The sequence below is a fragment of the Alteromonas sp. ABH4_452 genome (assembly GCF_056311825.1).
Genome location: NZ_CM149973.1, coordinates 2580368 through 2606501, shown reverse-complemented (window position 1 = coordinate 2606501; position 26134 = coordinate 2580368). Strand labels below are relative to the sequence as shown.

Annotated in this window: 26 protein-coding genes; 19 read left to right on the top strand and 7 right to left on the bottom strand. The window is 42.0% G+C overall.

What is annotated here, in order from left to right; genetic code table 11:
* Window positions 1-268 precede the first annotated feature (268 nt).
* The 3 genes from ACYX4N_RS11220 (at window position 269) to ACYX4N_RS11210 (ending at window position 5249) form a co-directional block, all read left to right on the top strand.
* Window positions 269-1624, top strand: coding sequence for a DUF2254 domain-containing protein (locus ACYX4N_RS11220; protein ID WP_476054065.1), 1356 nt, complete (start codon window positions 269-271; stop codon window positions 1622-1624).
* A gap of 1796 nt (window positions 1625-3420) precedes the next feature.
* Window positions 3421-4677: a tyrosine-type recombinase/integrase gene (locus ACYX4N_RS11215; protein WP_476054064.1), complete on the top strand. Its 1257-nt coding sequence runs from the start codon at window positions 3421-3423 to the stop codon at window positions 4675-4677.
* Window positions 4678-4898: 221 nt separating this feature from the next.
* Entirely contained in the window at window positions 4899-5249 is a 351-nt protein-coding gene (locus ACYX4N_RS11210; protein ID WP_476054063.1) for a hypothetical protein, read from the top strand.
* 37 nt (window positions 5250-5286) lie between these two features.
* On the opposite strand, the gene ACYX4N_RS11205 is transcribed toward ACYX4N_RS11210, so the two are convergent.
* Both ACYX4N_RS11205 and ACYX4N_RS11200 read right to left on the bottom strand, forming a co-directional pair.
* Window positions 5287-5643 (bottom strand): diacylglycerol kinase, encoded by a 357-nt coding sequence (locus tag ACYX4N_RS11205; RefSeq protein ID WP_474856374.1) that lies wholly within the window; start codon window positions 5641-5643, stop codon window positions 5287-5289.
* 122 nt (window positions 5644-5765) lie between these two features.
* Complete coding sequence (locus ACYX4N_RS11200; protein ID WP_269917048.1) at window positions 5766-6188, bottom strand: universal stress protein; 423 nt, start codon at window positions 6186-6188, stop codon at window positions 5766-5768.
* Window positions 6189-6371: 183 nt separating this feature from the next.
* On the opposite strand from ACYX4N_RS11200, the gene ACYX4N_RS11195 reads away from it, so the two are divergent.
* On the top strand, window positions 6372-6845 hold the full coding sequence (locus ACYX4N_RS11195; RefSeq protein WP_476054062.1) for a c-type cytochrome: 474 nt from the start codon (window positions 6372-6374) through the stop codon (window positions 6843-6845).
* A gap of 221 nt (window positions 6846-7066) precedes the next feature.
* Here the strand turns inward: ACYX4N_RS11195 and ACYX4N_RS11190 are convergent, their stop codons facing one another.
* A complete protein-coding gene (locus tag ACYX4N_RS11190) occupies window positions 7067-8698 on the bottom strand; it encodes an FMN-binding glutamate synthase family protein (RefSeq protein ID WP_476054061.1) in 1632 nt (543 codons plus the stop codon).
* Window positions 8699-9009: 311 nt separating this feature from the next.
* Between ACYX4N_RS11190 and ACYX4N_RS11185 the strand changes: the two genes are divergently transcribed.
* From ACYX4N_RS11185 to bfr (ACYX4N_RS11175), 3 genes are all read left to right on the top strand, one after another.
* The gene (locus tag ACYX4N_RS11185) at window positions 9010-10581 is read left to right on the top strand and encodes a cation:proton antiporter domain-containing protein (RefSeq protein ID WP_476054060.1); all 1572 of its coding nucleotides are present in this window, start codon (window positions 9010-9012) and stop codon (window positions 10579-10581) included.
* 134 nt (window positions 10582-10715) lie between these two features.
* Window positions 10716-11192 (top strand): bacterioferritin, encoded by a 477-nt coding sequence (gene bfr / locus ACYX4N_RS11180; RefSeq protein WP_014949586.1) that lies wholly within the window; start codon window positions 10716-10718, stop codon window positions 11190-11192.
* Window positions 11192-11659: a bacterioferritin gene (gene bfr, locus ACYX4N_RS11175; RefSeq protein ID WP_014979359.1), complete on the top strand. Its 468-nt coding sequence runs from the start codon at window positions 11192-11194 to the stop codon at window positions 11657-11659. The genes bfr (ACYX4N_RS11180) and bfr (ACYX4N_RS11175) overlap by 1 nt, the downstream gene beginning before the upstream one ends.
* 157 nt (window positions 11660-11816) lie before the next feature.
* On the opposite strand, the gene ACYX4N_RS11170 is transcribed toward bfr (ACYX4N_RS11175), so the two are convergent.
* Window positions 11817-12296, bottom strand: a complete 480-nt coding sequence (locus ACYX4N_RS11170) for a hypothetical protein (RefSeq protein WP_474806676.1) — start codon at window positions 12294-12296, stop codon at window positions 11817-11819.
* 229 nt (window positions 12297-12525) lie between these two features.
* On the opposite strand from ACYX4N_RS11170, the gene ccoN reads away from it, so the two are divergent.
* The 12 genes from ccoN (at window position 12526) to ACYX4N_RS11110 (ending at window position 23926) form a co-directional block, all read left to right on the top strand.
* On the top strand, window positions 12526-13959 hold the full coding sequence (gene ccoN / locus ACYX4N_RS11165) for a cytochrome-c oxidase, cbb3-type subunit I (RefSeq protein WP_014949589.1): 1434 nt from the start codon (window positions 12526-12528) through the stop codon (window positions 13957-13959).
* A 15-nt stretch (window positions 13960-13974) separates the two neighbouring features.
* A complete protein-coding gene (gene ccoO, locus ACYX4N_RS11160; RefSeq protein ID WP_476054059.1) occupies window positions 13975-14580 on the top strand; it encodes a cytochrome-c oxidase, cbb3-type subunit II in 606 nt (201 codons plus the stop codon).
* A gap of 1 nt (window position 14581) precedes the next feature.
* Window positions 14582-14743, top strand: a complete 162-nt coding sequence (locus ACYX4N_RS11155; RefSeq protein WP_014949591.1) for a cbb3-type cytochrome oxidase subunit 3 — start codon at window positions 14582-14584, stop codon at window positions 14741-14743.
* A 16-nt stretch (window positions 14744-14759) separates the two neighbouring features.
* A complete protein-coding gene (gene ccoP / locus ACYX4N_RS11150; RefSeq protein WP_014949592.1) occupies window positions 14760-15713 on the top strand; it encodes a cytochrome-c oxidase, cbb3-type subunit III in 954 nt (317 codons plus the stop codon).
* Between the two features lie 230 nt (window positions 15714-15943).
* Complete coding sequence (locus ACYX4N_RS11145; protein ID WP_474806670.1) at window positions 15944-16423, top strand: FixH family protein; 480 nt, start codon at window positions 15944-15946, stop codon at window positions 16421-16423.
* Window positions 16423-18837, top strand: coding sequence for a heavy metal translocating P-type ATPase (locus ACYX4N_RS11140; protein ID WP_476054058.1), 2415 nt, complete (start codon window positions 16423-16425; stop codon window positions 18835-18837). The genes ACYX4N_RS11145 and ACYX4N_RS11140 overlap by 1 nt, the downstream gene beginning before the upstream one ends.
* A 1-nt stretch (window position 18838) precedes the next feature.
* Window positions 18839-19069, top strand: a complete 231-nt coding sequence (ccoS, locus tag ACYX4N_RS11135) for a cbb3-type cytochrome oxidase assembly protein CcoS (RefSeq protein ID WP_474806666.1) — start codon at window positions 18839-18841, stop codon at window positions 19067-19069.
* Entirely contained in the window at window positions 19056-19715 is a 660-nt protein-coding gene (locus ACYX4N_RS11130) for a sulfite exporter TauE/SafE family protein (protein WP_474856380.1), read from the top strand. The genes ccoS and ACYX4N_RS11130 overlap by 14 nt, the downstream gene beginning before the upstream one ends.
* 45 nt (window positions 19716-19760) lie before the next feature.
* Window positions 19761-20501 (top strand): fumarate/nitrate reduction transcriptional regulator Fnr, encoded by a 741-nt coding sequence (gene fnr, locus ACYX4N_RS11125; RefSeq protein ID WP_476054057.1) that lies wholly within the window; start codon window positions 19761-19763, stop codon window positions 20499-20501.
* Between the two features lie 292 nt (window positions 20502-20793).
* Window positions 20794-21717 carry a universal stress protein UspE gene (gene uspE / locus ACYX4N_RS11120; RefSeq protein WP_474806660.1) on the top strand — a complete coding sequence of 308 codons (924 nt, stop codon included), beginning with the start codon at window positions 20794-20796 and terminating at the stop codon, window positions 21715-21717.
* Between the two features lie 229 nt (window positions 21718-21946).
* On the top strand, window positions 21947-22900 hold the full coding sequence (gene ttcA / locus ACYX4N_RS11115) for a tRNA 2-thiocytidine(32) synthetase TtcA (RefSeq protein WP_476054056.1): 954 nt from the start codon (window positions 21947-21949) through the stop codon (window positions 22898-22900).
* On the top strand, window positions 22901-23926 hold the full coding sequence (locus tag ACYX4N_RS11110; protein WP_476054055.1) for a patatin-like phospholipase family protein: 1026 nt from the start codon (window positions 22901-22903) through the stop codon (window positions 23924-23926).
* A 23-nt stretch (window positions 23927-23949) separates the two neighbouring features.
* Here the strand turns inward: ACYX4N_RS11110 and ACYX4N_RS11105 are convergent, their stop codons facing one another.
* Genes ACYX4N_RS11105 through ACYX4N_RS11095 form a run of 3 tightly spaced genes read right to left on the bottom strand, consistent with a single transcriptional unit; the run spans window position 23950 to window position 26109 of the window.
* Window positions 23950-24597: a DUF2987 domain-containing protein gene (locus tag ACYX4N_RS11105; protein WP_476054054.1), complete on the bottom strand. Its 648-nt coding sequence runs from the start codon at window positions 24595-24597 to the stop codon at window positions 23950-23952.
* Window positions 24594-25385: a glucosaminidase domain-containing protein gene (locus tag ACYX4N_RS11100; RefSeq protein WP_476056439.1), complete on the bottom strand. Its 792-nt coding sequence runs from the start codon at window positions 25383-25385 to the stop codon at window positions 24594-24596. Before ACYX4N_RS11100 ends, ACYX4N_RS11105 begins: the two co-directional genes overlap by 4 nt.
* Window positions 25378-26109 carry a YciC family protein gene (locus ACYX4N_RS11095; protein ID WP_476054053.1) on the bottom strand — a complete coding sequence of 244 codons (732 nt, stop codon included), beginning with the start codon at window positions 26107-26109 and terminating at the stop codon, window positions 25378-25380. The genes ACYX4N_RS11100 and ACYX4N_RS11095 overlap by 8 nt, the downstream gene beginning before the upstream one ends.
* Window positions 26110-26134 lie beyond the last annotated feature (25 nt).

Genomic DNA, 26134 nt, shown 5'->3' with positions numbered 1-26134 from the left:
AGGAACATTAGCCGCCGATTTGGATAACAGGGCACTAATAGTTGAAGCAACTTACTTCTTAGTTTACGACCTTTCGGTAGTCGCCGCATTTTTTAGTAAAATGGGGTTAAAATGATAAATGTCATGGTAAACACGCAAGTGACCTTTGTTTTTACATATGGTTTAAACATGGTTTTACGTACAGCTCCCATCTTATGAATGTAAGATAAATCAGAAATCTAATAACTTTCGTACTTATTAGTGAAAAGTTAACTAATAAGAGAGCAACGTGGAAGCCCCGATAACCGTAGATAGACTCAGATTCCTTATTTATAGCCTAAAAGAAAAGCTTTGGGTGAAACCTCTCGGGTTTTGCCTTCTTTCTATTTTTGCAGTGTTCCTCGCCAAATTGGCCGACGGCACTTCACTTGCCGAACATATCCCTGAAATTAAACCGGAATCTGTAGAAACACTGCTTTCAATAATGGCATCGAGCATGATGGTTATTGCCACATTCTCAGCAGGTACTATGGTTAATGCCTATGCATCAGCGAGTCGATCATCTACGCCTCGTTCATTAAGCCTTATTATCTCTGACGATGTATCGCAAAATGCATTATCGGTCTTTATTGGTGCATTTATTTATAGCGCCGTAGCACTTACTGCAATGACTCAGGCTTTCTTTAATGAAGCCGGACTTTTCATTTTATTTTGCTTAACGTGTCTGGCATTTGCGATAGTGATTTTAACTTTTATTCGATGGGTAGATAGCGTCGCTCGGTTAGGCCGTGTGGGATCTACACTTTTGAAAGTGGAAGCCGCTACTACACGGGCGATAAAAAATAGAATAGATAGCCCATGTTTGGGTGCTGTACCCCAAGAGCAAATAAAAGAGCAGGGGAGTTACGCTATTTTCACCGAAAAAGTAGGGTATATCCAGCTAATCGATATCGCAAAGCTTCAATCCCTTGCAAAAAGCGAAGACTGCTTTATCAATGTAACCTTACTCCCTGGTGAATTTGTTACGCCAGAGCGCCCGTTGGCGTATACAAACAAAGATATCAAAAAAGATGAGATTGTCGGCGCTTTTACCATAGGCGAAGCGCGATCGTTTGAAGCTGACCCCAGATTTGGATTTATTGTTCTAGCTGAAATTGCATCTCGTGCATTGTCACCATCGGTTAATGACCACGGTACAGCGATAAATGCCATCAGTAGTATCACCAGGCTAATGTTACTGTGGCACACACCGGTGCAAAAGGAACATGGTGGTGAGAATAATAATGGCGAGCCTGGCGCTAACCATAATTCTCAGCAAGTTAGCAAAAACGACAATAAGCAGAGCCATACTAAAAGCAACATCAAGTATGACCGGGTTTCTTTACCTAAAATAAGTGTGGGCGATTTATTCGATGACGCTTATACAAGTATTGCTAGAGATGGTGCAGCTAATATTGAAGTAGCGATACGAATTCAAAAATCGCTTAACACTATAAAAGCCTGTTTCGATAACAGCGACATAGAGCTGGATAAAGACTTCAAAAACGCAGCGAATAAATTAGCTAAACAGAGTTATGAACGCGCGAAACTAGCATTAAATTACGGTGGAGATATTAAGCGAATTGAGCAAGCTTATAAGAAATGAGGCTAACCCCGTATTTAAGCTTGTAACTGAAAGTTAATGCGGTTTTTTGAATTTATTGTTTAGTATTACCTTTATTAAAACAACAAAATAGGTATTTGGAAAAGTACAGCAAAATGCTCAACCTTAAATGTCATCTGGTTTGAAGCTTTCTAATTACGTATTCAATTTATGTATTCAGCATTCCAATATGCAAACCATGAGTAGAAAACAATTTAGCTGTTAATAAAATCATAATTGTTTAATTAATCGTAGTTCTTAGGCTAAATCGCTAAAAGTTTTAACGTAACGCTACGTGAATGAAATTATATTTTGTGAGGTGTAGTACATCAGATTTCACGTAGCGCACGATTCGATTTCACGACTCAATTTATCATTCCCAAATCAAATCATCTGAGCAGTTTTAAATTAGAAGCACCGAAGCAAGTGCGATGTTCACGCACAAGCCCAAAACCAATCATTGGACCAACACAGCAGCCACGCATAAAAGTTCGTAAGTAATCACAGCCAACAAAGCACCCGAATAGAGCGACATCATCGCCCTAATCGTCCATATACTTAATTACGCATAATGTATATTATGTTAAATAGAATATTAAAATAGAAATAAGAAAGATACTCGAAGCTTAACACTGTTCCTGTGAGCTACCCTTTAACGAATAATCTATTTGTACCGTATTTAAGCAGAATTATTACTATGCATTTTAACGATAGTAATCATCACAGTTTTTAAAGGTGTTAGTTTTAAATGAGCGATTCTTTTATAAGTCTTATGAGACTGTTTTTTAAATTTTCTTTCTATAAAAAACCACCTTTACTATTTAACGCTGTTTAAATCTATTCGCTTAACAGAACTCTTTAGATGATTAATATGACCTATGCGTATTTAAGCTCTGTACGCAAAAACTAACGTTGGTAATTGATATCTGTGTTTTTAATTAAATAGAAAGTGCTGAGCCGCTGGAGTGATATTCTGCGCATTCATCGATATAGTTATTCGATAATTAAGGTACTTATAAAAGTCGTTTCGAATAATATAATTAAGCTAACCAAAGCGTATCCATTTAGGATTGGAACTAGTGTTATTTAATTAAAAATTCTAATTTAGTGATTGTTGTTGCGTGCGACTAAAAATAACTTTCGTGGAGTTTCGGTCTAATTAGTGCTTAAAATATAAAACGCTTAGTTTAGCTGTCACGTTTAACTTAAGCACAAAGGTAGAAGAACGACTTACAAAAACTATCGCCTATTCCTTTTCGAAAGAGTGAAAAATCAAATACCTTTGTTCTCACTAGTCGCCACCATCGTCCAGTGCCACCACTTCGTCAGGCATATTTTCCCTGGGTGAAATATAGACTGGGAATACAGATTTAGAAGCTATATATTCACGCATTTTAGCGCTCATTATTTAGGCGTCGCTACGTAAAATCTGAAGCAACATTAGGGGTGTTGCCTTGCGGATTTCACGTAGCGCACGATTGATAAATGGGGATAAATCGAACAATATCGGCTCATAAACGCCGTTAAAGCCACTATAGCGACAGAGTTTTTTAGTTTTTGTGTTGCTTGCTTGTACATATTGCGGTTATAACTGTCCGTATATACAGTATTATGGTAGAGTGTCACACATTGATTGCTAAAGGTGGGTTAAGCAAGATGTGCGTTTCTGTGTAATCGGAGCTAATGTTCACGCATGATAATTACAGTTATCATGCGTGAATTGTTATAAATATCAATACTTTACAGGATTTCTTTCAATCTAGCATAATACACACATATCGTGGCTATCGGGTTATTTAATGTCTTCTAAACCAAACAATTTGCACTTATCTGGCCGCAGAATGACTAAAGGCGTTACTAGGAATTCTCCGATGATACTTACAAGGAACACTGATAAAGCAAGTTATCCCTCAAACTCAACTGTAGTTGCTAATACTGCCGATAGTTATTTTACCGAGTCCGATCCTACGGTGCAGTTTTCAAGTAGTGCTAATGAGACTCGCGAAACATCATCCCTTCAGTCAACGTCTAATGACAAGAGTTTTGAGAATTACTATCAGCAATACTACCAGGACATTTTTACCAAACTTCCTTATAACACACAGCGTGCCTATATAAGTGACTATAACGAATTTGGAATTTTTTGCAGGCAGCACGGTTTCGATGGTTTCAAAAACAATTTTGAACATAATGAAACTTGCATAAAACATTATGTAGAAGAATTGTGTCGTTCTCCCCTAGCCTACAGAACCATCAAGCGTCGGCTATCCGCGCTTAGTAAATTTCTTGGCGTCGCCAAGCTGCCTAATCCCATTATTAGGTCAGCGTATTTAAGAGACTTTATTCGACTGTCGTTAATCGAAAATAGAAAGTTTAGGCTCTCACATAAACAAGCGGTTCCTCTCACTATCGATATGGTCGAACAGATTAACAATGCAATAATTCCAGATTCATTGTTAGAACTGCGCGACCTCGCGATTATTAATTTAATGTTCGATGCCTTACTACGTGCTGATGAGTTAGTGCGTGTATGTGTTGAGGATATATCAGCACGAAACAATACTTTACTTGTTGTTTCATCAAAGAGCGATCAGACTGGTCAGGGTCAATATCGTTACGTTTCGTCTAGTACTATTTCTATGGTTCAAGAATATATCAACGAAGCAAATATAGACCCAAAATCTAAAACACAAAGACTTCCTTCTGATTTACGCGGATTGCACAAAGGCATTTTGTTCAGGCGATTAACGAATCATAAAACAGCACTTTTACCTTTTGACGAAAACATACCAAGCCACAAGGCTAACGTACTTAACTACTCGAGCGTATACAGAATTTGGCAACGGATTGCTCATCGTGCAGGTATAAGCGAAAACATTACACCACATAGTGGTCGTGTCGGTGGTGCAGTTTCTCTTGCGGAAGATGGTGCTTCTTTGCCTGAACTTCAATTAGCTGGCGGCTGGCAATCACCTGAAATGCCCGGCCATTATACAAAACAAGCCAACGTAAAACGTGGTGGAATGGCAAAGCTGTCAGCTAAAAGAAAAAGATAAACCATTGTAAAACAAAGCGATACACACTTTTAGTGTTACGCGTAACCTTATAGAGCTTTTGCACTCTCACTCACCTACTCTCTTTATCATTATACCAATCTGAATTTCCATACCGTGCGTATTCATAATGCACGGTCAAATTGTTTTTAAAGTTTGTAGTGCTACTTGAACAAATAGGTAGTCGCAAAAGTAGTAAAACGAACTAAATAAAGGAGTTATATATGAGTAGTGGTATTGATACTAAGCATGGAAAATTACTCGCGGAGTTGGTTGTCCCTTCTTCCTCATGGAAAGTCCAGCCGGAGAAACAAGACCCCTTTAAATCGCAAAAGGCTGCAATTGATTATTTAAAATCTAACAACGAGCCGTTATACCTTCATGTGCCCCTCGCGCAGTCTGACGATTTTGTACGTATTTGTGTTACTTCTCGCGATGATGATGTGGTATTTACAATCAAAGATATCAACAAAGGCGGCGAAACTTCACTGCACTATTCCCATATTAAGAATTTAGATAGCACCATTCGCACCTTAGTTTTGGAGTGTTGTGACCAAAAAATTAAAGCCCTTTAGAAGGGCTTTTTTCTTTGCCAATCGACAAGAATACGTGCTAGAAAAGAATACTTAGCCAAGTGAACACTGCCAATATGAGACTGATGAATACGGCTGCCGAGCCAATATCTTTGGCACGTCCTATTAATAAATGAATGTCAGTGCTCACATGATCACATAGTTTTTCAATAGCCGTGTTGAGTAGCTCTGTGATCAAAACAATGAGTAAAGACATGACCAGCAAAATCCTCTCAATACTGGTTACATCTACACAAAATGCTATGGGGATAAGGATTACAAGTACTAAAACCTCTTGCCTAAAGGCAGCTTCACTCAAAAAAGCTGCGCGAAGCCCTTTCATAGAAAAATAAGTGGCATAAACTACACGTAAGATTCCAGTACGCTTTGTTATCATATTAATTAATTACAAAATGACTTACTGCATGCTAGAACGCTAAACGAATTTCATTACATTTAAATGACGCCATGTATTTTGATTATTAAAGGGTTTCAAAGGTAACCAACCTTATTATTAATTTACACTTTTACGGCTAGTACGTCAGTTTTCACACCATGCAAAACCGCATTTGCTGTTGAGCCTAGCAGTAAACGAAGCCCACTTTGACCATGGGTACCCACCACAATCAGGTCCGCATTAATCTTTTCGGCCATGTGATGAATTTCATCCGCTGGCGAGCCTATTTCTACGTTTATATGGCTGTAAGGTATATCGTGTTTTGCGGCGACATCCTTTAACTGTCTTTGTGCCTGCTCCCTTACCTCTTCGGAAAAGTCTCTTTCTAAGAATAATCCATAAGGCTCAACATTAGTTTGTGGATAAGCCACATATAACAAATGAATCTTATGGCTGTTACCGGCTATAGCAATTGCTTTTTCCACTACAAGTTCATAATCAGAATATATATCAATGGGGACTAGTATGGTTTCATAGCTTTGCACTTTCACTCTCCTCAGCTTTGTATTATGAAGATCATCGCGGCATCTATCGTTTAGTCCAGTTCATGGTATAACCATACAACTATATATTCTTTGCGCTAGGTCAATGTTTAGATGGCAAACTCGTTCATACTTATTTCAATGCACATAGCTTTTTACAAACGTTAAACGTGCGAGGGGAACGATATGAAAACAACAATAATAGTTTTAGCAACACTTTTACTTTTTGCTTGCGACCAAGGGCCAAAGTCGCCTCGCGGTTTTAGCTTGCCTGAAGGTGACATGGAAAAAGGCTACCAGGTATTTAAAAAGTATCAGTGCCAAGATTGCCATAGAATAGCTGGGGAAAAAGAACCAGAAGACGCGCAATATTTAGTGGCAAAGCCCATTCCACTAGGTGGAAGTAGCGGTCGAATTAAGACATATGCAGAGTTAGTAACGAGTATTATTAACCCTTCACACAAGCTTACACCTCGACAGCCTGCAAGCTTTACCAGTGAAGATGGGGTTTCATTAATGCGGGTAGTCAATGACGAGTTGAAGGTTTCTGAACTTATTGATTTAGTTGCATATCTTCAGCCTAAATATAAAGTAACGCCTTACAGAACAAGTGACTACCGCTTATACCAATTGCGTATTCCCGAAAAGTCCAATGAGTAGCAGTACCATATTTAGTTGGTAAGAACCACTAAGCCAAACCTACGAATATCGATTCGATTGAAAACCTGGCTTAGTGGAATTTTTTGTTACGTGTTTTATGTTGCCCGGTTCACGTAGCGCTGTCTTTTTGATTCAGCAACAAGGTTATTAGCTTAGCAAAAAATTCCGAGCACAGGACTTCTATCCTGCAAACCGGTCATGTCCTTACACACAAGTAAACACTATGACACGTCCTTCGTCTCTTTTTCTATTTCAGCTAACAAACTACAGGGCATAAAGCTTTGAGCGTTTGCTTCTTTCAAATGAAGCTTAAACCTATCGGGTACATCGTCAGTGAGAAAGCTTCCGATTTTAACCAGCGGGAAAATTTCGTCATAACGTGCAACATTGCATTGATCAACCCGTCTAAAAATATGGGTACGATTAAGTTCACTGGTTTTAACATGGCCGGTTGACGATAAGATATCCATCAACGCATGAATAGTCTTTTTATGAAAACGGTACACGCGTTCATACTTATCTTCAACATTTAAACCTTTTGCTAACTGAGGGTCCTGTGTGGCCACACCGGTGGGGCATTTATTTGTATTGCAGGATAACGATTGTACACAACCCAGTGCCAGCATCATCCCCCTGGCGCTGTTACAGATATCTGCTCCCAAGCTCAAATTTTTTGCTAACTGAAAGGCGGTAATGATCTTGCCTGAAGCAATAATTTTAATTTTGTCACGTAGACCAAAACCTGTAAGGCAATCGTCTACAAAAGCTAGCGCTTCACGGAGCGGAAAACCAATAGAATTGGTATACTCAAGTGGCGCTGCCCCCGTACCGCCTTCGCCGCCATCAACCGTAATAAAGTCCGGTGTAACACCCTTTTCTACCATGGCCTTGCACATAGCGATGAACTCGCTTTTCCTGCCAAGGGCGAGTTTAATTCCCACCGGTTTGTACCCACTTAATTCTCTAAGCTGGCTAATAAAATCAACCATTTCTAACGGCGTCGAGAAAGCTTTGTGTCTAGGTGGAGAATCGACTTGAGTACCAGGTTCAACGCCTCTAATCTCGGCTATTTCTGGGGTATTCTTATACGCAGGTAGAATACCGCCGTGCCCTGGCTTTGCGCCTTGGCTCAGCTTTATTTCTATCATTTTTACGTTTTCAAGATTGGCTTTTTCTTTGAATAAATCAGGGTCGAAACCGCCGTCCTTCGTTCGGCAGCCAAAGTAGCCCGTACCGATTTGCCAAACAATATCGCCACCGTTTTCAAGATGATACGGGGTCAACCCGCCCTCGCCCGTGTTATGGTAGAACTTACCTTTCGCAGCACCTTTATTGAGCGCCAAAATAGCATTTTTCGATAAACTACCAAAGCTCATGGCGCTGATATTGAGCACACTAGCGCGATATGGTTTCTTACAATAGGGGCCTCCTACCAAAACGCGAGGGTCTTCATCCATATCCTCTACTTCTCTAGCGGATAAAGAGTGACCAATCCATTCATAACCATCTTTATAAGTATCTAGTTGGGTGCCGAAAGGTACCGTTTCTCTACTATTTTTAGCTCGTTGATAGACAATAGAGCGAAACATGCGGGAAATAGGCGTACCGCCGGTATCTGTCTCTATGATGTATTGCTGGATGTAAGGTCTTAAACCTTCTACTGTCCAGCGCACTCTGCCTATGAGTGGGAAGTTTTTCAAAATGGCATGTTTTGTTTGGAAGGCGTCGTAAAGACCAAAAATCAATAACGTGACAGATAAAAGTAAAAACCACCACACCGGTGCCCATAGCAAGCCAATTACCACATTAAAGGCGACCAGTAAGGTGAGTATGGTTAAAATAGTTAAACGCATTAAGAGTCCTTCTTTAATTCGGCCATATTCAAGCTAGATAATATGCCTATAACCCTGTTCAATACACTGCAAACCAAAAACTAGATTCACTTAAAAGGTAAGCAACTGTTTTAACGTTTAAATTTTTACAGTCAGTTCTGCAATGTTATAGGTTATGCGTAACGTTACCTATGCTTTACGATATTTTTTTTAGCTGCGAAAACAAATCATTACATGCTAATCTACAAGCACTAAATTAGTGAGCTTACCCATTATTTTTAAATAGTAGGTTATATAACGGATTTTACGTTCAACATTTCGAAAGGTAATTCATGGAGTATGCATTTCTTCTTTTCGCATTTATATGTGGCTTATCGGTAAAACTAATTGGCATTCCTCCTTTAGTTGGCTATTTGGTAGCGGGCTTCTTATTAAATTTTGCAGGCTATACACTCACAGACGGTTTAACCCAAATTGCCAACTTAGGCATTACTATTATGCTCTTCACCATCGGATTAAAACTCAACATCCGTGATTTGAGCCGTCGTGAAGTTTGGGCAGGTAGCATTTCCCATACGCTAATATGGGTAGGTGTAATAACTTGTTGCGTTTATGTCATTGGCGCAGTTGCCGCCAATTTCGTTGACGGTCTTACTTGGAAAAGCGCAGCGCTTATCGCATTTGCACTTAGCTTCAGCAGTACGGTCTGTGTAGTTAAAGTCTTAGAAGAAAGTGGCGAAAGTAAAACCCGCCACGGCCGTCTAGCCATAGGCATTTTAGTTATGCAGGACGTTTTCGCTGTCATCTTTCTTGTAGCAGCTACAGGAAAGCTTCCTTCGGTTTGGGCACTGGCGCTACTTGCGTTGTTCCCTGCAATGCCTATTATCAATAAAATGATTAATAAATCAGGCCACGGTGAATTGCTCCCGCTTACCGGTTTTATTCTCGCGCTCGGTGGCTATCACTTATTTGAACTGGTGAATATCAAAGGCGATTTAGGCGCACTTGTCTTTGGTATTATGCTGGCGCAACACGAGAAAGCGTCTGAACTTGCTAAGTCACTACTTAGCTTTAAAGATCTTTTCCTAATTGGTTTCTTCCTTACTATCGGTCTTACCGCCCTTCCAGACCTTAGTATGATTGTACTTTCGCTCGTGTTCTGTCTGTTTATACCGTTAAAAGCTGCACTGTTTTTTGGCTTATTTACTTCCCTGCGCCTTCGGGGGCGAACTGCGTATTTAAGCAGTTTAGTGCTTTCAAACTATAGCGAGTTTGGGCTTATTGTCGGTGCACTGGCAGTTTCCCTAGGGCTGTTAGAAAACACCTGGCTAGTGGTTATTGCTTTGGCCGTTTCCATCTCATTTGTGATTACCAGCGTGCTTTATCGTAATTCACATTCTCGATATCACAAGCATAAGCACACCATTAAACGTTTCGAGAAAGAAGAACGTTTAAAAGAAGATATTTATCCGACACTTCATAATGCAGAATTCTTAGTGTTAGGCATGGGACGTGTTGGACGCGGTGCTTTTAATGCACTATCCAAATTAACCGGTGTTAACGTGTGGGGAATGGATGCCGATCGCGTAAAAGTAAAAGAAATGGCAGATGAAGGCTTTAATGTAATTTGCGGCGACGGTGAAGACGTAGATTTATGGGATAATCTAGATATCAAGCAAGTAGAGCTTGTCCTTCTTGCTTTACCTTCTATTCAAGATTCAATCAACATTACGCGACAACTCAAAAACGCAGGTTACACTGGCAAAGTTGCCGCTATAGCCCGCTATGAAGATGAAGTTTCTCATCTTTTAGAGAACGGCGTTGATAAAGTGTTTAACTTCTTTACTGAAGCAGGGCTTGGTTTCGCGGAAGAAAGTCTTGCTTACGCGCACGCGCAACGGTAATGCTGTTCTAAATGCGAACAATGGATGAATTGAGAAACGTTATCGTTTGTAAACAACTGTTTTAAAAAGACTTTTTTGACAAGCCCACTCATTTAGACTAAACTTCACGCAAATACGTTAATAGGGTTTACACAATGCAAGGTGATAAACAGGTCGTCGCGAAATTGAACGAAGTACTGACAAGTGAACTTACTTCGATAAATCAATACTTTCTGCACGCTCGTATGTTCAAAAACTGGGGTTTTTCTGAACTTAATGAAAAGAATTATAAAAAGTCTATCAAGGACATGAAGCAAGCGGACGATCTTATCGAACGCATTCTTTTTCTTGAGGGCCTTCCTAATCTTCAAGCATTAGGCAAGCTTTATATCGGTGAAGATACCGTTGAAATGCTGTCATGTGATGCGCGTTTCCAAAAAGAACAGCTTCCACTACTTCGTGAAGCTATCGCGCTATGCGAAGAGAAACAAGATTATGTTTCTCGTGACCTCCTTGAAGATCTTCTTGAATATGAAGAAGAGCACCTGGATTGGATTGAAACGCAAGAATACCAAATTGATGCGATGGGTATCGAAAACTACCTACAAGCGCAAGTAATGGGAGATGACTAATGAAGGGTAACCAGGCAATAATCAATGGCTTAAACGAACTACTCTCTTATGAGTTAGCGGCCATGGATCAGTATTTCATTCACTCTCAGATGTATCTTGATTGGGGGTTGAACAAGCTATATGAACGTATCGATCATGAATTTGACGATGAACGCGGTCACGCCACTAAGCTAATTGAACGCATGCTGTTTCTAGAGGGTACGCCTGACATGACAAAGCGTACTGGCTTTAAAGTAGGTAAAGACGTACCTGAAATGCTCGAGAGCGATTTGCGTGTGGAATATGAAGTTGACGCAAAGTTGCGTGAAGTTATCGCGCTTTGTGAAACTGAAAAGGACTATGTGACCCGTGATATGCTTATTGTGCTGTTAGACGATACAGAGATGGATCACGCACACTGGTTAGAACAGCAGCTAGGTCTTATTAAACGCCTAGGACTTCAAAACTATTTGCAGTCGCAGATGTAAGGTATATGCCTAACGCTTCGGCGTTCAGTTACTATTTAATAAATAGGCCGCCTAATCTTCGAATTAGGCGGCCTTTTTTACATATGTCTTGTAACACGCTATTAGCTTCACAGCTTTGGTTGCAGACTTTCGGTTTATATAAGTGACAATTTTTTAATTACTGTTGGGTGACAAAATACAGATAGCTAGGGCTATCCATACCTTCCACATTCAGTCGCAACTGCCACTTCATCACGGGTTCACTACAACTACCCAACATAAACCAGCCTGACCACTTTCCTTCACCGTCAGTATCTAACAGCACGGGAATTTTGCCCATATACATATTTACGCCTTCAATCCACGCGCTCTCAATATTCTTCCCTTCGGGAATTATCAGTTTAACTGTAACCGATTCTTCGGGTTCTGGCATGGTTGAAAAGGATGCTATCGCAAGCTTTTCATCAATTAAGAATTCGCAAGTTTCATTGACAAAGTTGCAGCTATTTCCTATTCCATTAACAACGCTCGTGTCTTTTAGCGCCGATGACTGGAATTTATGTGCAAGGTATACACACACAGCTACAACAATAATAGCCACTAACGGAAGCTGTGAATGTAAAATTTTTGATCGTTTATTGTTATCGTTATTTAGCATTTCTTAAATTTTGTGTATTTCTTCATTGATGGAGATCAAGCTTACGTAGTTTATGGTATCTTTTTGTAATTAAAAACCTTATCATCCGCGTACCAACTGGCTTGGAGACAATAATTATTACTCTTTCCGAGCTCGGTGTGAAGCGTTATTCCTTAGCTGATACACGTCTCGACCGTACTATTCCGGCAGTTGGAGACCATAGTTCATTTGAAGTGGAAGATTCATTAAAATGAGTGAAATAAGCCAAGCACAACCTGACTACAATTATAAAGTAGTTAGGCAATTTACCATCATGACCATAGTCTGGGGTATCATTGGTATGGGCCTAGGGGTATTTATTGCCGCGCAGTTATTTGCACCTATGCTTAACTTTGACACACCATGGCTAACATTCTCACGTTTGCGTCCGTTGCACACTAATGCCGTTATTTTTGCCTTCGGCGGCTGTGCGCTATTTGCAACGTCGTACTACATCGTTCAGCGTACCTGCCAGGTAAGACTGTTCAGTGACAAACTTGCCGCATTTACCTTTTGGGGTTGGCAAGCCGTTATCGTTTTAGCTGTTATCACCCTGCCTATGGGTTTAACAAGCTCAAAAGAATACGCTGAACTAGAATGGCCAATTGATATCCTTTTGGCACTGGTTTGGGTCGCTTATATCATTAACTTCTTCGGAACCCTAGTAATCCGTAAAGTTTCGCACATTTATGTTGCAAACTGGTTCTTAGGCGCGTTCATGTTAACTGTTGCAATTCTTCATATTGGTAACAGCATGGCTATTCCGGTATCTTTCACTAAATCGTATTCACTGTATGCAGGCGCAGTAGACGCTATGATGCAGTGGTGGTACGGCCATAACGCGGTAGGCTTTTTCCTAACTGCGGGCTTCCTTGGTATGATGTACTACTTCGTACCTAAGCAAGCTGGTCGCCCGGTTTATTCATACAGACTTTCAATTGTTCACTTCTGGGCACTTATCTCTCTGTATATCTGGGCTGGTCCTCACCACCTTCACTACACTGCCCTACCAGACTGGACTCAGTCACTAGGTATGGTGATGTCTATTATCCTATTCGTTCCATCTTGGGGTGGTATGATTAACGGTATTATGACGCTATCTGGCGCGTGGCATAAACTTCGCACCGACCCAGTATTGCGTTTCCTTATTGTTTCATTGTCTTTCTACGGTATGTCTACCTTCGAAGGCCCAATGATGGCAATCAAGACCGTTAATGCACTGTCTCACTACACTGACTGGACAATTGGTCACGTACACTCTGGTGCTCTAGGTTGGGTTGCAATGGTTTCAATTGGTTCAATTTACCACTTAATTCCAGTGCTATTCGGTCAGCGCGCTATGTATAGCACCAAGCTAGTTAACGTACACTTCTGGTTCGCAACTATCGGTGTTGTTCTATACATCGTAGCAATGTGGATGTCTGGTGTACTACAGGGTCTAATGTGGCGTGCAGTAAATGCTGACGGTACGTTAACCTATAGCTTTGTTGAGTCATTAGAAGCATCTAAGCCTTTCTATGTGGTTCGTTTCATTGGTGGTTGTTTCGTGGTAGCAGGTATGCTTGTAATGGCATACAACACATGGAAAACCGTTCGTGCACCTAAAGGCAGTATCGCTGCAGATCCAGCGACTCAGCCAGCGTAGTAAAGGAGACGAATAATGAAAAACGCACATGAGTTAATTGAAAAGAACGTCGGTCTGTTAACGGTATTAATCCTTATCGCTATCAGCTTCGGTGCCATGGTTCAAATTACGCCGTTGATGTTTCAACAGCAAACCATGGAACCGGTAACAGGTCTACGTCCGTATACCGCGCTTGAGCTTGAAGGCCGTGATATCTACATCCGTGAAGGTTGTGTAGGTTGTCACAGCCAGATGATCCGTCCATTCCGCGCTGAAACAGAGCGTTATGGTCACTATAGCGTTGCTGGCGAATCAGTATGGGAGCACCCTTTCCTTTGGGGTTCTAAGCGTACTGGTCCTGACCTAGCACGTGTTGGTGGTCGTTACAGCGACGAATGGCACCGAGTTCACCTGCTTAATCCTCGTAACGTGGTACCAGAGTCGAATATGCCAGGTTTCCCTTGGCTTGCGGAAAACACGCTTGATGGCGAGTTAACAGCTGAAAAAATGGAAGTATTCCGTGGATTTGGCGTTCCGTATACCGACGAAGATATTGCGGGTGCGAAAGCGGCAGTACAGGGCAAAACGGAAATGCAGGCCCTTATTGCTTATCTACAATCTCTTGGCACACATTTGAAATAATATGGACCAGGGAATTGTAGGCAGCATTTTTACTGTCATCGTCTTTGTAAGCTTCATCGGTGTTGTGTGGTGGGCGTTTAGCAGCCGCAACAAGAAAAAATTCGATGAAGCTGCAAACCTAGTGTTTGCAGACGAAGAAAAAGAAAAATCAAAAGAAGATTAGCAGGAGTCTCGAACTCATGAGTATGTTTTGGACAATTTGGATTTCAGTGATAACCCTTGGGTTAATCATTGGTTGCTACTTCCTTCTTCGCTGGTGCCTTTCTAACAAGACTGGCGTAGCTGAAGGTGAGTCAATGGGCCACGAATTTGATGGTATTGAGGAGTTGAATAACCAACTTCCTCGCTGGTGGACAATTATGTTCTACATGACCATCGTTTGGGGCTTTTTATACCTAGCGCTTTACCCTGGCCTAGGTGCGTATGAAGGTATTTTGGGTTGGAAGAGCTCCAACCAAAATATTCAATCGCTAGAAGAGTCAGCTCAGGCGCGTATTGACGCTAAAGAGCAAGGCTACCTAGTAGAATATGACCGTGAACTAGATTTCGCTGCCGAGAAGTTCGATCCGATCTTCGAAGCGTATGCACAAGTTCCCGTTGAAGAACTGGCTAAAGACCCAGAAGCAAATAAAGTAGGTCAGCGTTTATTCCTACAAAATTGTTCTCAGTGTCACGGTTCTGATGCACGTGGTCAAAATGGCGGCTTCCCTAACCTAACGGACAACGACTGGTTGTACGGTGGTTCAGGTGCGAAAATCGTTGAAACTCTTACGCTTGGTCGTAAAGCAGCAATGCCAGCATGGCTTGACGCTATGGGTGAAGACGGTATCGAGGAAGTCGTTAATTACGTACTTAGCCTAAGCGGTCGCGATGTGGACCCTCAGCTTGCAGAAGCAGGTAAAGCACGTTTCGCAGCGTGTGCGGCTTGTCACGGTATGGACGGTAAAGGTAACCAAGCACTTGGTGCACCAAACCTTACCGACAACATCTGGCTTTACGGCGGCAGCCACAGAGCAGTAACAGAAACGCTTACTTACGGTCGTAACGGTGTAATGCCTTCATTCAAGAAAACCTTGGGTGATGACAAAATTCACGTTGTTGCAGCCTATGTTTACAGCCTTTCAAATGATTAATGATTTAAATCATTAAATATCTTAAAAAGCCTCGTTACTACGGGGCTTTTTTTATGAGAAAATACAGCCATATAGACAGTGTCATTACGTACAAATTTACAACGCTGTCGATGCAAATTACCTACACCATATTTATTGTTATTATGCAGTTCGAATACATTTGTTCACGAGTAATAATAGATATGTTGTTAGCGACCTTGCTAGTGAAGTAAATACGAGAAAAGATTTTGATGAATAGACCCTGGTATAAAGAATTCTGGCCCTGGTTTTTAATTGCGGTTCCTATTATTACCCTGATCATGGGTGGCGTGTTGTTAAACCTTGCTATTTCTACTGAAGATAGCCTTGTTGTAGACGATTACTACAAAGAAGGTAAAGCAATTAATGCACGTCTAGACAAAGAGGCAATCGCCCGCCGTTTAAATATTACTACCGATTTAACCATTGAAGATGGCAGCATAGCGCTGCAATTTCACTCGGGCATTCCTCAAGAAGGTAATGCTGTTAAATTGAGCTTTTATCACGTAACGCTTGAAGAGCGTGATGTCAGCGTTTTACTAAGTCGAGATGCCAACGGTATTTATCGCGGTTTTATTGAAGAAAACCTAGACGGTAAATGGCGCATATCGCTCACACCTATTGATGATAGCTGGAAAATTCAAAACACCGTCTATCTACCGCATTCTGGAAAAATGAAGTTCAATCCATAATGGCCAATCACGATTGTTACCATTGCGGCTTGCCTATAGCGAGTCCAGACAATGGGAAATTTACTACTGTCATTTTAGGGCAACAACGAGACATGTGTTGCCCTGGCTGCTTAGCGGTAGCTGAAGCTATTGTTAACAATGGTTTAGAAGACTATTACCAGTTTAGAACAGAGCCTGCTCAAAAATCTGACGATGGCATTTTAGAAACGTTAGATAAGCTTAAAGTCTATGACGACCCTTCCCTTCAAGAAGAGTTCGTGTTTGAAGAAGGGCAAGATAAGCAAATTCAGCTAACTCTTGAGGGTATTACATGCGCTGCCTGTGGCTGGCTTATTGAAAAGCAATTATCGAAAGTTGAAGGCATAAAGCAAGTAGCTGTAAATGTTCAAGAGCGTCGCGCTTTAGTTACTTGGTCACCTTTTCAAATTAAACTTAGCCAAATTCTTTCTACGCTAAAACGCATTGGTTATGTTGGGTCGCCATTTCATCCTGATGAGCACGAAGCCAGTTATAAACGCGAGCAAAAAACCTTCCTTAAGAAGTTAGGGCTAGCAGGTATTATGACCATGCAGGTTATGATGCTGATGACGGGGCTGTATTTTGATTGGTTTGGCGCCATTGAGTTAGAGACCCGCCAATATTTTTATTGGGTCGCCCTTACACTCACTACCCCGGTTGTCCTGTATTCTGGTAGCACCTTCTATGTCGGAGCCGCTAAAGCGCTAAGCGCTAAAACAGTTAATATGGATGTACCCGTTACGCTTGCCATATTCGGTACCTATATTGCCGGTATTCGCTCTACCGTATTAGAGCAAGGTGAAGTGTATTTTGAATCCATTTGTATGTTTATTTTCTTGCTATTGCTCAGCAGATTCTTAGAACATCGCAGTCGTCATCGCGCCGCACAGATCTCTGCCAATATGATGCAGTATGTTCCTGTGTCAGCGACTAAATTAATGCCAGATGGCAGCGTTACTGAATGTCTAGCAAAGCAGCTAAAGGTGCACGATATAGTGCTGGTTAAGCCTGGTGAAACCATCCCCATTGATGGGCTGGTTACAGAGGGTAACGCTGCGGTTGACGAATCTATGCTAACGGGTGAATTTAACCCAGTACGAAAGTCAGATAACAGCACTGTATATGGCGGTACCGTATGTCAGGACGGTAGCCTTACCATTACGGTTACGCAAACGCTTAAAAATGCGCTGGTAAATCAAATTGTAAGGCTTCAAGCAAGTGCGATGGCGAGCAAGCCCAAGGCTGCACAGATAGCCGATAATTTCTCTAGATACTTTGTGACCGCTGTATTATTGATTTCAGCGTTAACTTACACCTTTTGGGCTTATAACGGCAGTGATGATGCGTTTTGGATCACCATTTCCGTGTTGGTAGCAACCTGTCCTTGCGCCCTAGGGTTAGCCACGCCATCAGCACTCACCTGCGCTATGGCGAAATTAAACAGACAAGGTATTTTGCTAAAGCGTGCCGATGCTCTTGAGCAAATCACTGGCATTGACACTATCGCACTCGACAAAACCGGTACGCTGACACAAGGTAAGTTCACTATATCAAACGCCTGGTATGCTGACGGCGTAGACAGCCAAAGCGCGCTATCAATCGCCCGCGCCCTAGAATCTCGCTCTGAACACCCTATTGCTAAAGCCTTTAGCGGTGATAAAACGTCAAGCGGCAACACCGTACACAAAGTGACAAATTTCACGGTCACGCCAGGTGGCGGAATTAGCGGTGAAATTAATGACACGCTATTCTCCATGGGCTCAGCAGCGTTCAGTGTTCACGAATCACAGCAATCATTTATCGAGCGCTATCCCTCGGCTAACGTATTTCTTACTGTCAAAGGCCGTGTTATGGCGGCTTTTGAAGTTCGTGACTCACTGCGTGACGATACCCAAGAAACCCTCGATATATTGGCAAAAACTCATACCCTCGCTGTACTAAGCGGCGATACACAGCAAAACGTTGACTCTCTTACTAAATCTTTACCAATATCTGCCGCTAAAGGGGGCCTTACCCCAGAGCAGAAATATGAAGCGGTTCAAGCTATGCAGCAATCTGGCTCAAAGGTTATGATGATGGGCGATGGTATTAATGACGCCCCTGTTCTTGCAAGTGCTGATGTAGCGATAGCGGTAGGTAATGCTACAGATGTTGCGAAAACTGCAGCCGACGTGATTTTGCTTGGCGATCAGCTGCTTTCTGTGCCAGAACTCATCCGAACTGCGCATCAAGTGAAGCAAAAAATAAGACAAAATATTGGTTGGTCGGTAGGTTACAACGTTTTGATCTTACCTTTCGCCGTATCTGGCCTACTTTCGCCGTGGATGGCGGTTGTTGGCATGTCATTAAGCAGTATCATAGTAGTGACAAACTCTACGCGACTTCTGGGCAAATAGTATGAGCATTATTTACGTTTTAATTCCAATCGCCATCATTATAGTAGCCGTCGCTATCGTAATATTCTTCTGGGCGGTTAAAACTAATCAGTTTGAAGATTTAGACCGTCAAGGTTACAGCATACTGTTTGACGATGACCTTCCGCCAGAAGAAAAAAAGCTCGCTGAACAACGCAAGCAACTTCAGAATACTAAAGTAGAGAAAAACCAAGGGCAGCATGGAGGGGATTAATTACTTCTCAGCTTTTCTTATCGGCTTAGCGGGCGGTGTTCACTGCGTGGGCATGTGCGGCGGTATAGTTGCAGCGCTAAGAATGGTGTCACCAAAAGGTGCTTCAGCAGTGCCTTACGCCCTAGCCTATAACATGGGGCGCATAGCTAGCTACACCATTGCTGGCGCACTGACCGGCGCACTTGGCAAAATTGCAGCAGACTATATTCCTCTGGCCAACTATGCCCTGTCTTTACTCAGCGGTATTATGTTGCTGTTGTTGGCCTGTTATTTAGGCAAATGGTGGACAGGGTTAACGGTGTTAGAAAACGCAGGCAAAGGTTTATTTTCTAAGCTGCAGCCGTTATCTAAGCGTTTTTTACCTTTTAAAACCCCTTTTAGTGCTATCCCTTATGGGTTTATTTGGGGCTGGTTGCCTTGTGGATTAGTGTATTCAACACTTACTTGGTCTTTAGCGGCGGGGAATGCATTGCAGGGCGCTGCCATCATGTTTTTCTTCGGTTTAGGTACTTTGCCAACGCTACTCGCAGCAAGTGCAGGCAGTCAGTATATTGTTAGCAGTTTTCAAAACAATAACGTTAGACAAATAATTGCCGTAATAATGGCCATTTATGCGGCTTATCTTATTCATGGCGCAATCGTTTAAAAATGGGTGTATCATTATTGGGTAATCTTCAAAAGAGCATGTATTATGAGCAAAGGAAGCCAATTTTCTATTCACTGTCAAAACTGTAGCTTCAGTCACTTGTGTTTACCGGTGGCGCTGAACAAAACAGAAATCGAGTCTCTTGACGATATAATTGAGCGCAAAAAGCCGCTTCACAAAGGTGATACGCTCATTCAAACTGGCGATAAATTTCGTTCGCTTTTTGCCGTAAGAACGGGTTCTTTTAAGTCATTTGTAACTAATCAAGATGGTGAAGAGCAAATCACTGGCTTCCACTTCCCTGGTGATATTATTGGATTCGATGCCCTGCGCGAAAGTAAGCATCAAAGTTACACCTCAGCGCTAGAAACCGCCATGGTATGTGAACTGCCATATGAAACCCTTGATGAAATGTCGGTTCAATTTCCTAAGCTACGCCATCAGATCATGAGCTTTATGAGCGCAGAAATTAAACAAGATCACGACATGATCATGCTTTTAAACAAGCGTACGGCGGAAGAGCGTTTATTGTATTTCATCTCACACTTATCTCAGCGCTTTGAAGAGCGTGGCTTCTCGCACAGAGAATTTCACCTAACTATGACCCGAAACGAAATCGGCAACTACTTAGGCTTAACGATAGAAACCATTAGTCGCCTATTAAGCCGTTTTCAGAAAGAAAACATTATCAAAGTAGACGGTAAATTGATCTCTATTTTGGATTTTGATCGGTTAAATACCAAGTTAGAAGCGTTAAATGGCCCTAGCGTAGTCTGTAACGGTTAATTTATTCTTCTGTTATCTTGAGCGCGCTACATGCGCGCTTTTTAGTTTTAACCTTTAAAATTTCACTGTATTCCCTCACTGAGTAACACGACATCCATCCGTCGTGCGTGAAAACTCCCGTAATATTCAATGTTACCTGTTTTATATATCAACAGATTATTTACACCTTGATCCAAAACAACCCACGTTTTTCCAAATGTCGTTTATAGTTAATGTAAATGGTTTATATAAACTGTTTTGAAACAATATCGATGTCGACAGCCATACAAAGCTTTGTAGTTGAGGAGACGTTATGATTGAGTGTAAACGAATTCTTGCCGTGGTGGACGCGGAACGCGACAACCAGCCTGCCCTAAGCCGTGCCTATGAACTTGCGTCAAAAACCGGCGCCACGGTTACCGCTATGATGGTGGTATATGATTTGTCTTACGATATGACAACCATGCTTAGCCCCGACGAACGTGAATCAATGCGCGATGCCGTTACAAAAGAGCACGCCAAATGGTTATCTGCCCAGCTAAAAGAACAGGGCTTTTCAGAGACCGATATTGTAGTTGAGTGGAACAACCGTGCTTATGAATCGATTATTTATTACGCCCTTAATAACCAAATCGACTTAGTAGTAAAAGCTACTAAAAAACATGACGACCTTGCCTCAGTAATCTTTACCCCTACAGACTGGCATCTAATGCGTAAGTGCCCACGCCCTGTACTGCTCGTTAAAGAACACGACTGGCCAGAAGGCGGTGAAATTATAGCTGCAGTAAACGTAGGCAGTGAAGATGATGAGCATGCTGCACTAAACGACAAGCTTACGATAATCGCTAACGATTATGCCTCTTTGCTGAAAGGTAACGTTAATTTAGTGAATAGCTACCCTACAACTCCACTTAACATTGCCATTGAAGTGCCAGAGTTTGACCCTGATACATATCACGATGCGGTAAAAAATCATCACATGAAAGAAATGCGTAGTCACGCGCTGAAATATGGTATTCCAGAAAATAAATGTGTGGTGAAAGAAGGCTTGCCTGAAAAAGTTATCCCGCAAGTGGCTAAAACACTCGATGCCGAGTTAGTTGTAATAGGCACCGTGGGACGGGTTGGTATTTCGGCGGCGCTTATTGGCAATACTGCCGAACACGTTATCGATGAACTTAATTGTGATGTGTTAGCAATTAAGCCCGATGGATTTGAATCACCGATAACCGTGTAGTTAACTGCTTAGTTGCGCTTAAATATAAAGACACTTGGTGGCGACTAATGGCGAATCGGCGATGGGCGTTGAAAAGAAACTGCGCATTTAGCGGTTAATTCCGAGAGTTAATCATACACGCTTAAATCAGTACTTAACGCTTCTCGATAAATTTAACAACACAGCCATAGTCTCGAAAAGGCGCTTTAATGTATAATGGCGCCTTTATCACAAACCAAGCTAGTTAATTATGAGTTTAGGCACAAGCAGTGCTGATGCGCCGACGTTAAACGCCGCGCAAAGTAAGCAAAAGTACAACTTCAACAAACTTCAGAAACGACTTCGTCGCAACGTGGGTAAGGCCATTGGCGATTTCGGTATGATTGAAAACAACGACAAGGTTATGGTGTGTTTATCGGGCGGTAAAGACAGCTATACCATGCTTGATATTTTGTTGTTTTTAAAGAAGATTGCGCCTATTCATTTTGAAATTATTGCGGTAAATCTTGACCAGAAGCAACCTGGTTTTCCTGAACATATCTTGCCCGAGTATTTAGACAGCATTGGCGTCGATTACAAGATTGTAGAAGAAGACACCTACTCTATTGTTAAAAACAAGATTCCTGAAGGAAAAACGACCTGTTCGCTTTGCTCTCGACTGCGCCGTGGTATTTTATACCGCACAGCGAAAGAACTAGGCGCGACGAAAATTGCATTAGGTCACCACCGTGACGACATGCTAGAAACGTTTTTCCTGAATATGTTTCACGGTGGTAAGCTGAAATCTATGCCGCCAAAACTGGTTAGCGATAACGGCGAGCATATTGTCATTCGTCCACTGGCCTACTGCAGCGAAAAAGACATTGAAAAATATTCTCAAGCCGCTGAGTTCCCAATAATTCCTTGCAACCTGTGTGGTTCACAAGAAAATCTTCAGCGTCAGAATATCAAAGCAATGCTTCAAGACTGGAACCGCCGTTTCCCAGGTCGTATTGAATCAATGTTCCGTGCGCTTCAAAACGTGGCCCCTTCACATCTTGTAGACAGTAATCTTTATGACTTTAAATCTATCGTCACTCAAGATGGCCCCGTTGCAGATGGTGATATAGGATTTGATGAACCTTCTTTTGCTTCAGAAAATAGCGCAGATCTTAGTGATGAAGACAACGCTATCGAAGTAGTAAATATTATGGAACCAAAGTAAATGAAAATTGGACTTGCGTTAGGTGCCGGTGCCGCAAGGGGCTGGACACACATTGGTATAATTGAAGCATTGGAAAAGCTTGGCGTTAAAATTGACGTTGTTGCTGGTTGCTCCATTGGTGCTTATGTTGGTGCTGCCTACGCAAGTGGCAAGCTGGAAGGTTTAAAAGAGTGGGCCTGTTCGCTTAGCGATTGGCAGGTATTGGCTCTTATGGGCGTAGGGCTCAGGCGAGGTGGCATTGCTAGCGGGCAAAAAGTTTTCGACAAACTTGCTAGCGAGTTTTGTGAATCTACCTATGAAGATATGCTAAAACCTTTTGCGGCTGTGGCAACTGACCTATATACCGGACGTGAAGTAGTATTTAATTCAGGACCTATTGGCGATACCATTCAGGCATCCTGCGCTATTCCAGCGCTCTTTGCCCCCGTTGCTCATGGCGATCGCTGGCTAGTGGATGGCGCTGTTGTGAACCCTGTACCGGTGAACTTGTGTCGCCAATTAGGGGCTGATTTTGTGATTGCGGTTAATCTTAACGCCGATTTTCGCCCGCTTCGGTTGGAAAAGTTAAGGCAAGACCACGAAGAAAACCAACGTAAAACCGAAGACTTTTTTACTAAAAGCCAAAACGTATTGCGCCAATGGTTTTCGCCTGATAGTAAAGATGACAAAACGTCAGATGAAAATGAAGAACAGCTTGAAGTCAATGCTTCTGAAGATGTGAATAGCGAAGAAAGCATAGCCTCTGATGTTATTGAAAAAGTAGAAGAAGAATTTACTGAAGTGCCTGCAAAGGTGAATAAGCGCAACCCTCCGGGAATTATGAGCGTAATGAGCAGCTCACTTGAAATACTTCAAGCTCGTGTTACTCGGTCTCGTTTAGCTGGCGACCCGCCAGATATACTAATAGAACCTCAGCTGACTGATGTAGGTATTATGGAGTTCCATAGGGCAGAAGAACTTTGCGCAAAAGGCGAAGAGACCATAGCGCGAATTGCAGAGCAAATTAGGTATCAGTTACTGACCTGATACCTAATTGTTTAAAAGGTAGATTAACTTGACGCCATAGCTGTTACACGCAGCGGCGCTTGTGGCAGCGTTAAGCCTTTCGCCTCATTTATCCACTCTTGCTCTAACTGCAGAACACCATTGTTAATTTGTACACCCTGCGGTGTAACGAAATCTAAATTTTTGTCTTCGAACTGAATCATCAAGCCCTTCACAGATGGCATCATAAATGACAAAAAGCTTCCCATTTCATTGAAAAAGGCTTCATACTGTTCATACAAGAAAGTGAGTTCTTCTTTTTTGTAATACTGTTTAAGGTATTTTGGCTTGGTTTCAAGCTGCACCGACATATCACAAACGTTCGCACGTTCGTTTAAGTCGATACGTACCAGTGCATTAGCCAGTTTCAGTGCTTTTTCTGTGGGCACGGTAAAACGTCCTTCATCAGTAACGTCTAGTGGCATTGTTTTCTTATCGGTAACGATAGATGCACCGTTAACCTCGCATAAACGCCCTTCACCTACTCGGACAAAACCAAACGCAAACTGAAGCGCTTGGGTATCTTCGTTATCTAGCTTTTTAACATGGCTGTAGAAACGGCTGTACTCTACATCTATCGTTTCAGCAGCTACTGATGTACTACCAAAACCGACAAACAGAGATGAAGCAAGAAATAATGCAGCGCGTATCATTCGGATAAAAACTCCTCGTTAAATAGGATCATTGTTTGAAGCTCTTCAACATAAGCGGCTCCTCGCTCGGAATAGTTCATTAGCCCTTCTGCCAATGCAACACCAGTAATAGGTAATTGGTTAGCTCGAAGTCGACTGCGGATCTCCCTTAAATCAGCGTAGGCATCGTGCCTATTGAGGTTACGCATATAGGTGTACGTCGCTCGCGACAGACTATCAAACTTTGCCACTTCGTGTGATGCGCCGGAATTTCGACGATTTGGGACAAAACCGCACCCTTTTGAAAAACACCACAGACCGAAAAAGTTGTAGCCCTTTCTTGCAAATCGGCTTGTTCCCCATGCAGATTCATTCGCAGCCTGAACAAGTACCAGCTCTTCAGGTAAAACATCAATTTTCTGCAGTAAGGCCAATAGTTTGGTCTTTAAAGGCTGTGTAGACTTTACCCGATACTCTTCTTCAAGCCATTCAAGCCTAGCCATGTCATCTTCTGAAAGCGATTCGTTCGCTAATGCTTTTCTATACAAGGTTTGTACATAATGTCTTAAGGTAAGTAAGTAGGCATTTTGCTTCTCTACCTCGGGCCGTAGATAATTAAAAAAAGCCTCTTTTTTTTCTTTTACGTCACTATAGACTGAGAAGTCAGGTACCGGCTTTTTCGCTTCTACCGTTTGCGGTATATCTAGAATATCCGGTTCGTCCTTGGTAAAAATAATGGCATTAATGACGATAACCGCCAGGACGCCAAGCGTTATAAGGACAATTTTAAAGGTTTCTCGTTTATGCATCAAAGCTCGACTCATTCACATCATTTACAGATGCTTCCGTGCTCACTCCTTGCTCGCCAATCAGTTCCTGATAGAGCAATCCCATCATACTAAAATAAAAAGGTAACACCCAAATAAGGGAAAACCCGAACGTCAGTGGTACCGAAACAAACAATAAGAAGAGCACCCCGAAGATACTAGCAATTTGAGCCCAGTACGCGTTAAATACTCTGCATGAAAGAATAATCGCGCTAATTGGAGTTAGTTTTCTGTCGGCCACTAACATTAGAGAAAAGGACGACGCTAGATAGAAATACACGCCTGGTAAGATAAGCAGCATCATGCCTAACTGCACAAGAATACTGCTAACTAACTGGGTTAACGCAACCAGAAATATAAGGGGGAAAAACTGAAATACCGTAAATACCGATGTTTTTACGCCTCGCGCTACAAAAACCCCCATCATGTATAAGCCCGTAAGTAACGGCGCCACAATGCAGATTGCCACAATCTGGATAATAGACTGGTGCTCGAATACATAGCTACCGTCATCATTGATGGTAATGTACTGTTGGGCAATTACCCCAAGCACCACAAAGGTCAAGAATAAAACAAGGCTACCTTGAAACAATGATGAAAAATTAGCTTTTGTTAAACCGGCAGCGCGGCGCAAGAGACCTTTAGTATCGAATTGATACTGTTTAGACAACGTATTGTTCAGGCGGTCTGGGTTTACGTCTTTCACACAACTCTCTTATAATTTTGAAAAA

Coding starts and splice junctions, on each gene's coding strand:
- ccoP (WP_014949592.1), top strand. CDS start 14,760: ATGAGTATGTTTTGGACAATTTGGATTTCAGTGATAACCCTTGGGTTA.
- ACYX4N_RS11190 (WP_476054061.1), bottom strand. CDS start 8,698: ATGCGTTTAACTATTTTAACCATACTCACCTTACTGGTCGCCTTTAAT.
- ACYX4N_RS11110 (WP_476054055.1), top strand. CDS start 22,901: ATGAAAATTGGACTTGCGTTAGGTGCCGGTGCCGCAAGGGGCTGGACA.
- ACYX4N_RS11140 (WP_476054058.1), top strand. CDS start 16,423: ATGGCCAATCACGATTGTTACCATTGCGGCTTGCCTATAGCGAGTCCA.
- bfr (WP_014979359.1), top strand. CDS start 11,192: ATGAAGGGTAACCAGGCAATAATCAATGGCTTAAACGAACTACTCTCT.
- ACYX4N_RS11210 (WP_476054063.1), top strand. CDS start 4,899: ATGAGTAGTGGTATTGATACTAAGCATGGAAAATTACTCGCGGAGTTG.
- ACYX4N_RS11205 (WP_474856374.1), bottom strand. CDS start 5,643: ATGATAACAAAGCGTACTGGAATCTTACGTGTAGTTTATGCCACTTAT.
- ccoN (WP_014949589.1), top strand. CDS start 12,526: ATGAGTGAAATAAGCCAAGCACAACCTGACTACAATTATAAAGTAGTT.
- bfr (WP_014949586.1), top strand. CDS start 10,716: ATGCAAGGTGATAAACAGGTCGTCGCGAAATTGAACGAAGTACTGACA.
- ACYX4N_RS11145 (WP_474806670.1), top strand. CDS start 15,944: ATGAATAGACCCTGGTATAAAGAATTCTGGCCCTGGTTTTTAATTGCG.
- ttcA (WP_476054056.1), top strand. CDS start 21,947: ATGAGTTTAGGCACAAGCAGTGCTGATGCGCCGACGTTAAACGCCGCG.
- uspE (WP_474806660.1), top strand. CDS start 20,794: ATGATTGAGTGTAAACGAATTCTTGCCGTGGTGGACGCGGAACGCGAC.
- ccoO (WP_476054059.1), top strand. CDS start 13,975: ATGAAAAACGCACATGAGTTAATTGAAAAGAACGTCGGTCTGTTAACG.
- ACYX4N_RS11215 (WP_476054064.1), top strand. CDS start 3,421: ATGTCTTCTAAACCAAACAATTTGCACTTATCTGGCCGCAGAATGACT.
- ccoS (WP_474806666.1), top strand. CDS start 18,839: ATGAGCATTATTTACGTTTTAATTCCAATCGCCATCATTATAGTAGCC.
- fnr (WP_476054057.1), top strand. CDS start 19,761: ATGAGCAAAGGAAGCCAATTTTCTATTCACTGTCAAAACTGTAGCTTC.
- ACYX4N_RS11100 (WP_476056439.1), bottom strand. CDS start 25,385: ATGCATAAACGAGAAACCTTTAAAATTGTCCTTATAACGCTTGGCGTC.
- ACYX4N_RS11155 (WP_014949591.1), top strand. CDS start 14,582: ATGGACCAGGGAATTGTAGGCAGCATTTTTACTGTCATCGTCTTTGTA.
- ACYX4N_RS11130 (WP_474856380.1), top strand. CDS start 19,056: ATGGAGGGGATTAATTACTTCTCAGCTTTTCTTATCGGCTTAGCGGGC.
- ACYX4N_RS11105 (WP_476054054.1), bottom strand. CDS start 24,597: ATGATACGCGCTGCATTATTTCTTGCTTCATCTCTGTTTGTCGGTTTT.
- ACYX4N_RS11170 (WP_474806676.1), bottom strand. CDS start 12,296: ATGCTAAATAACGATAACAATAAACGATCAAAAATTTTACATTCACAG.
- ACYX4N_RS11195 (WP_476054062.1), top strand. CDS start 6,372: ATGAAAACAACAATAATAGTTTTAGCAACACTTTTACTTTTTGCTTGC.
- ACYX4N_RS11185 (WP_476054060.1), top strand. CDS start 9,010: ATGGAGTATGCATTTCTTCTTTTCGCATTTATATGTGGCTTATCGGTA.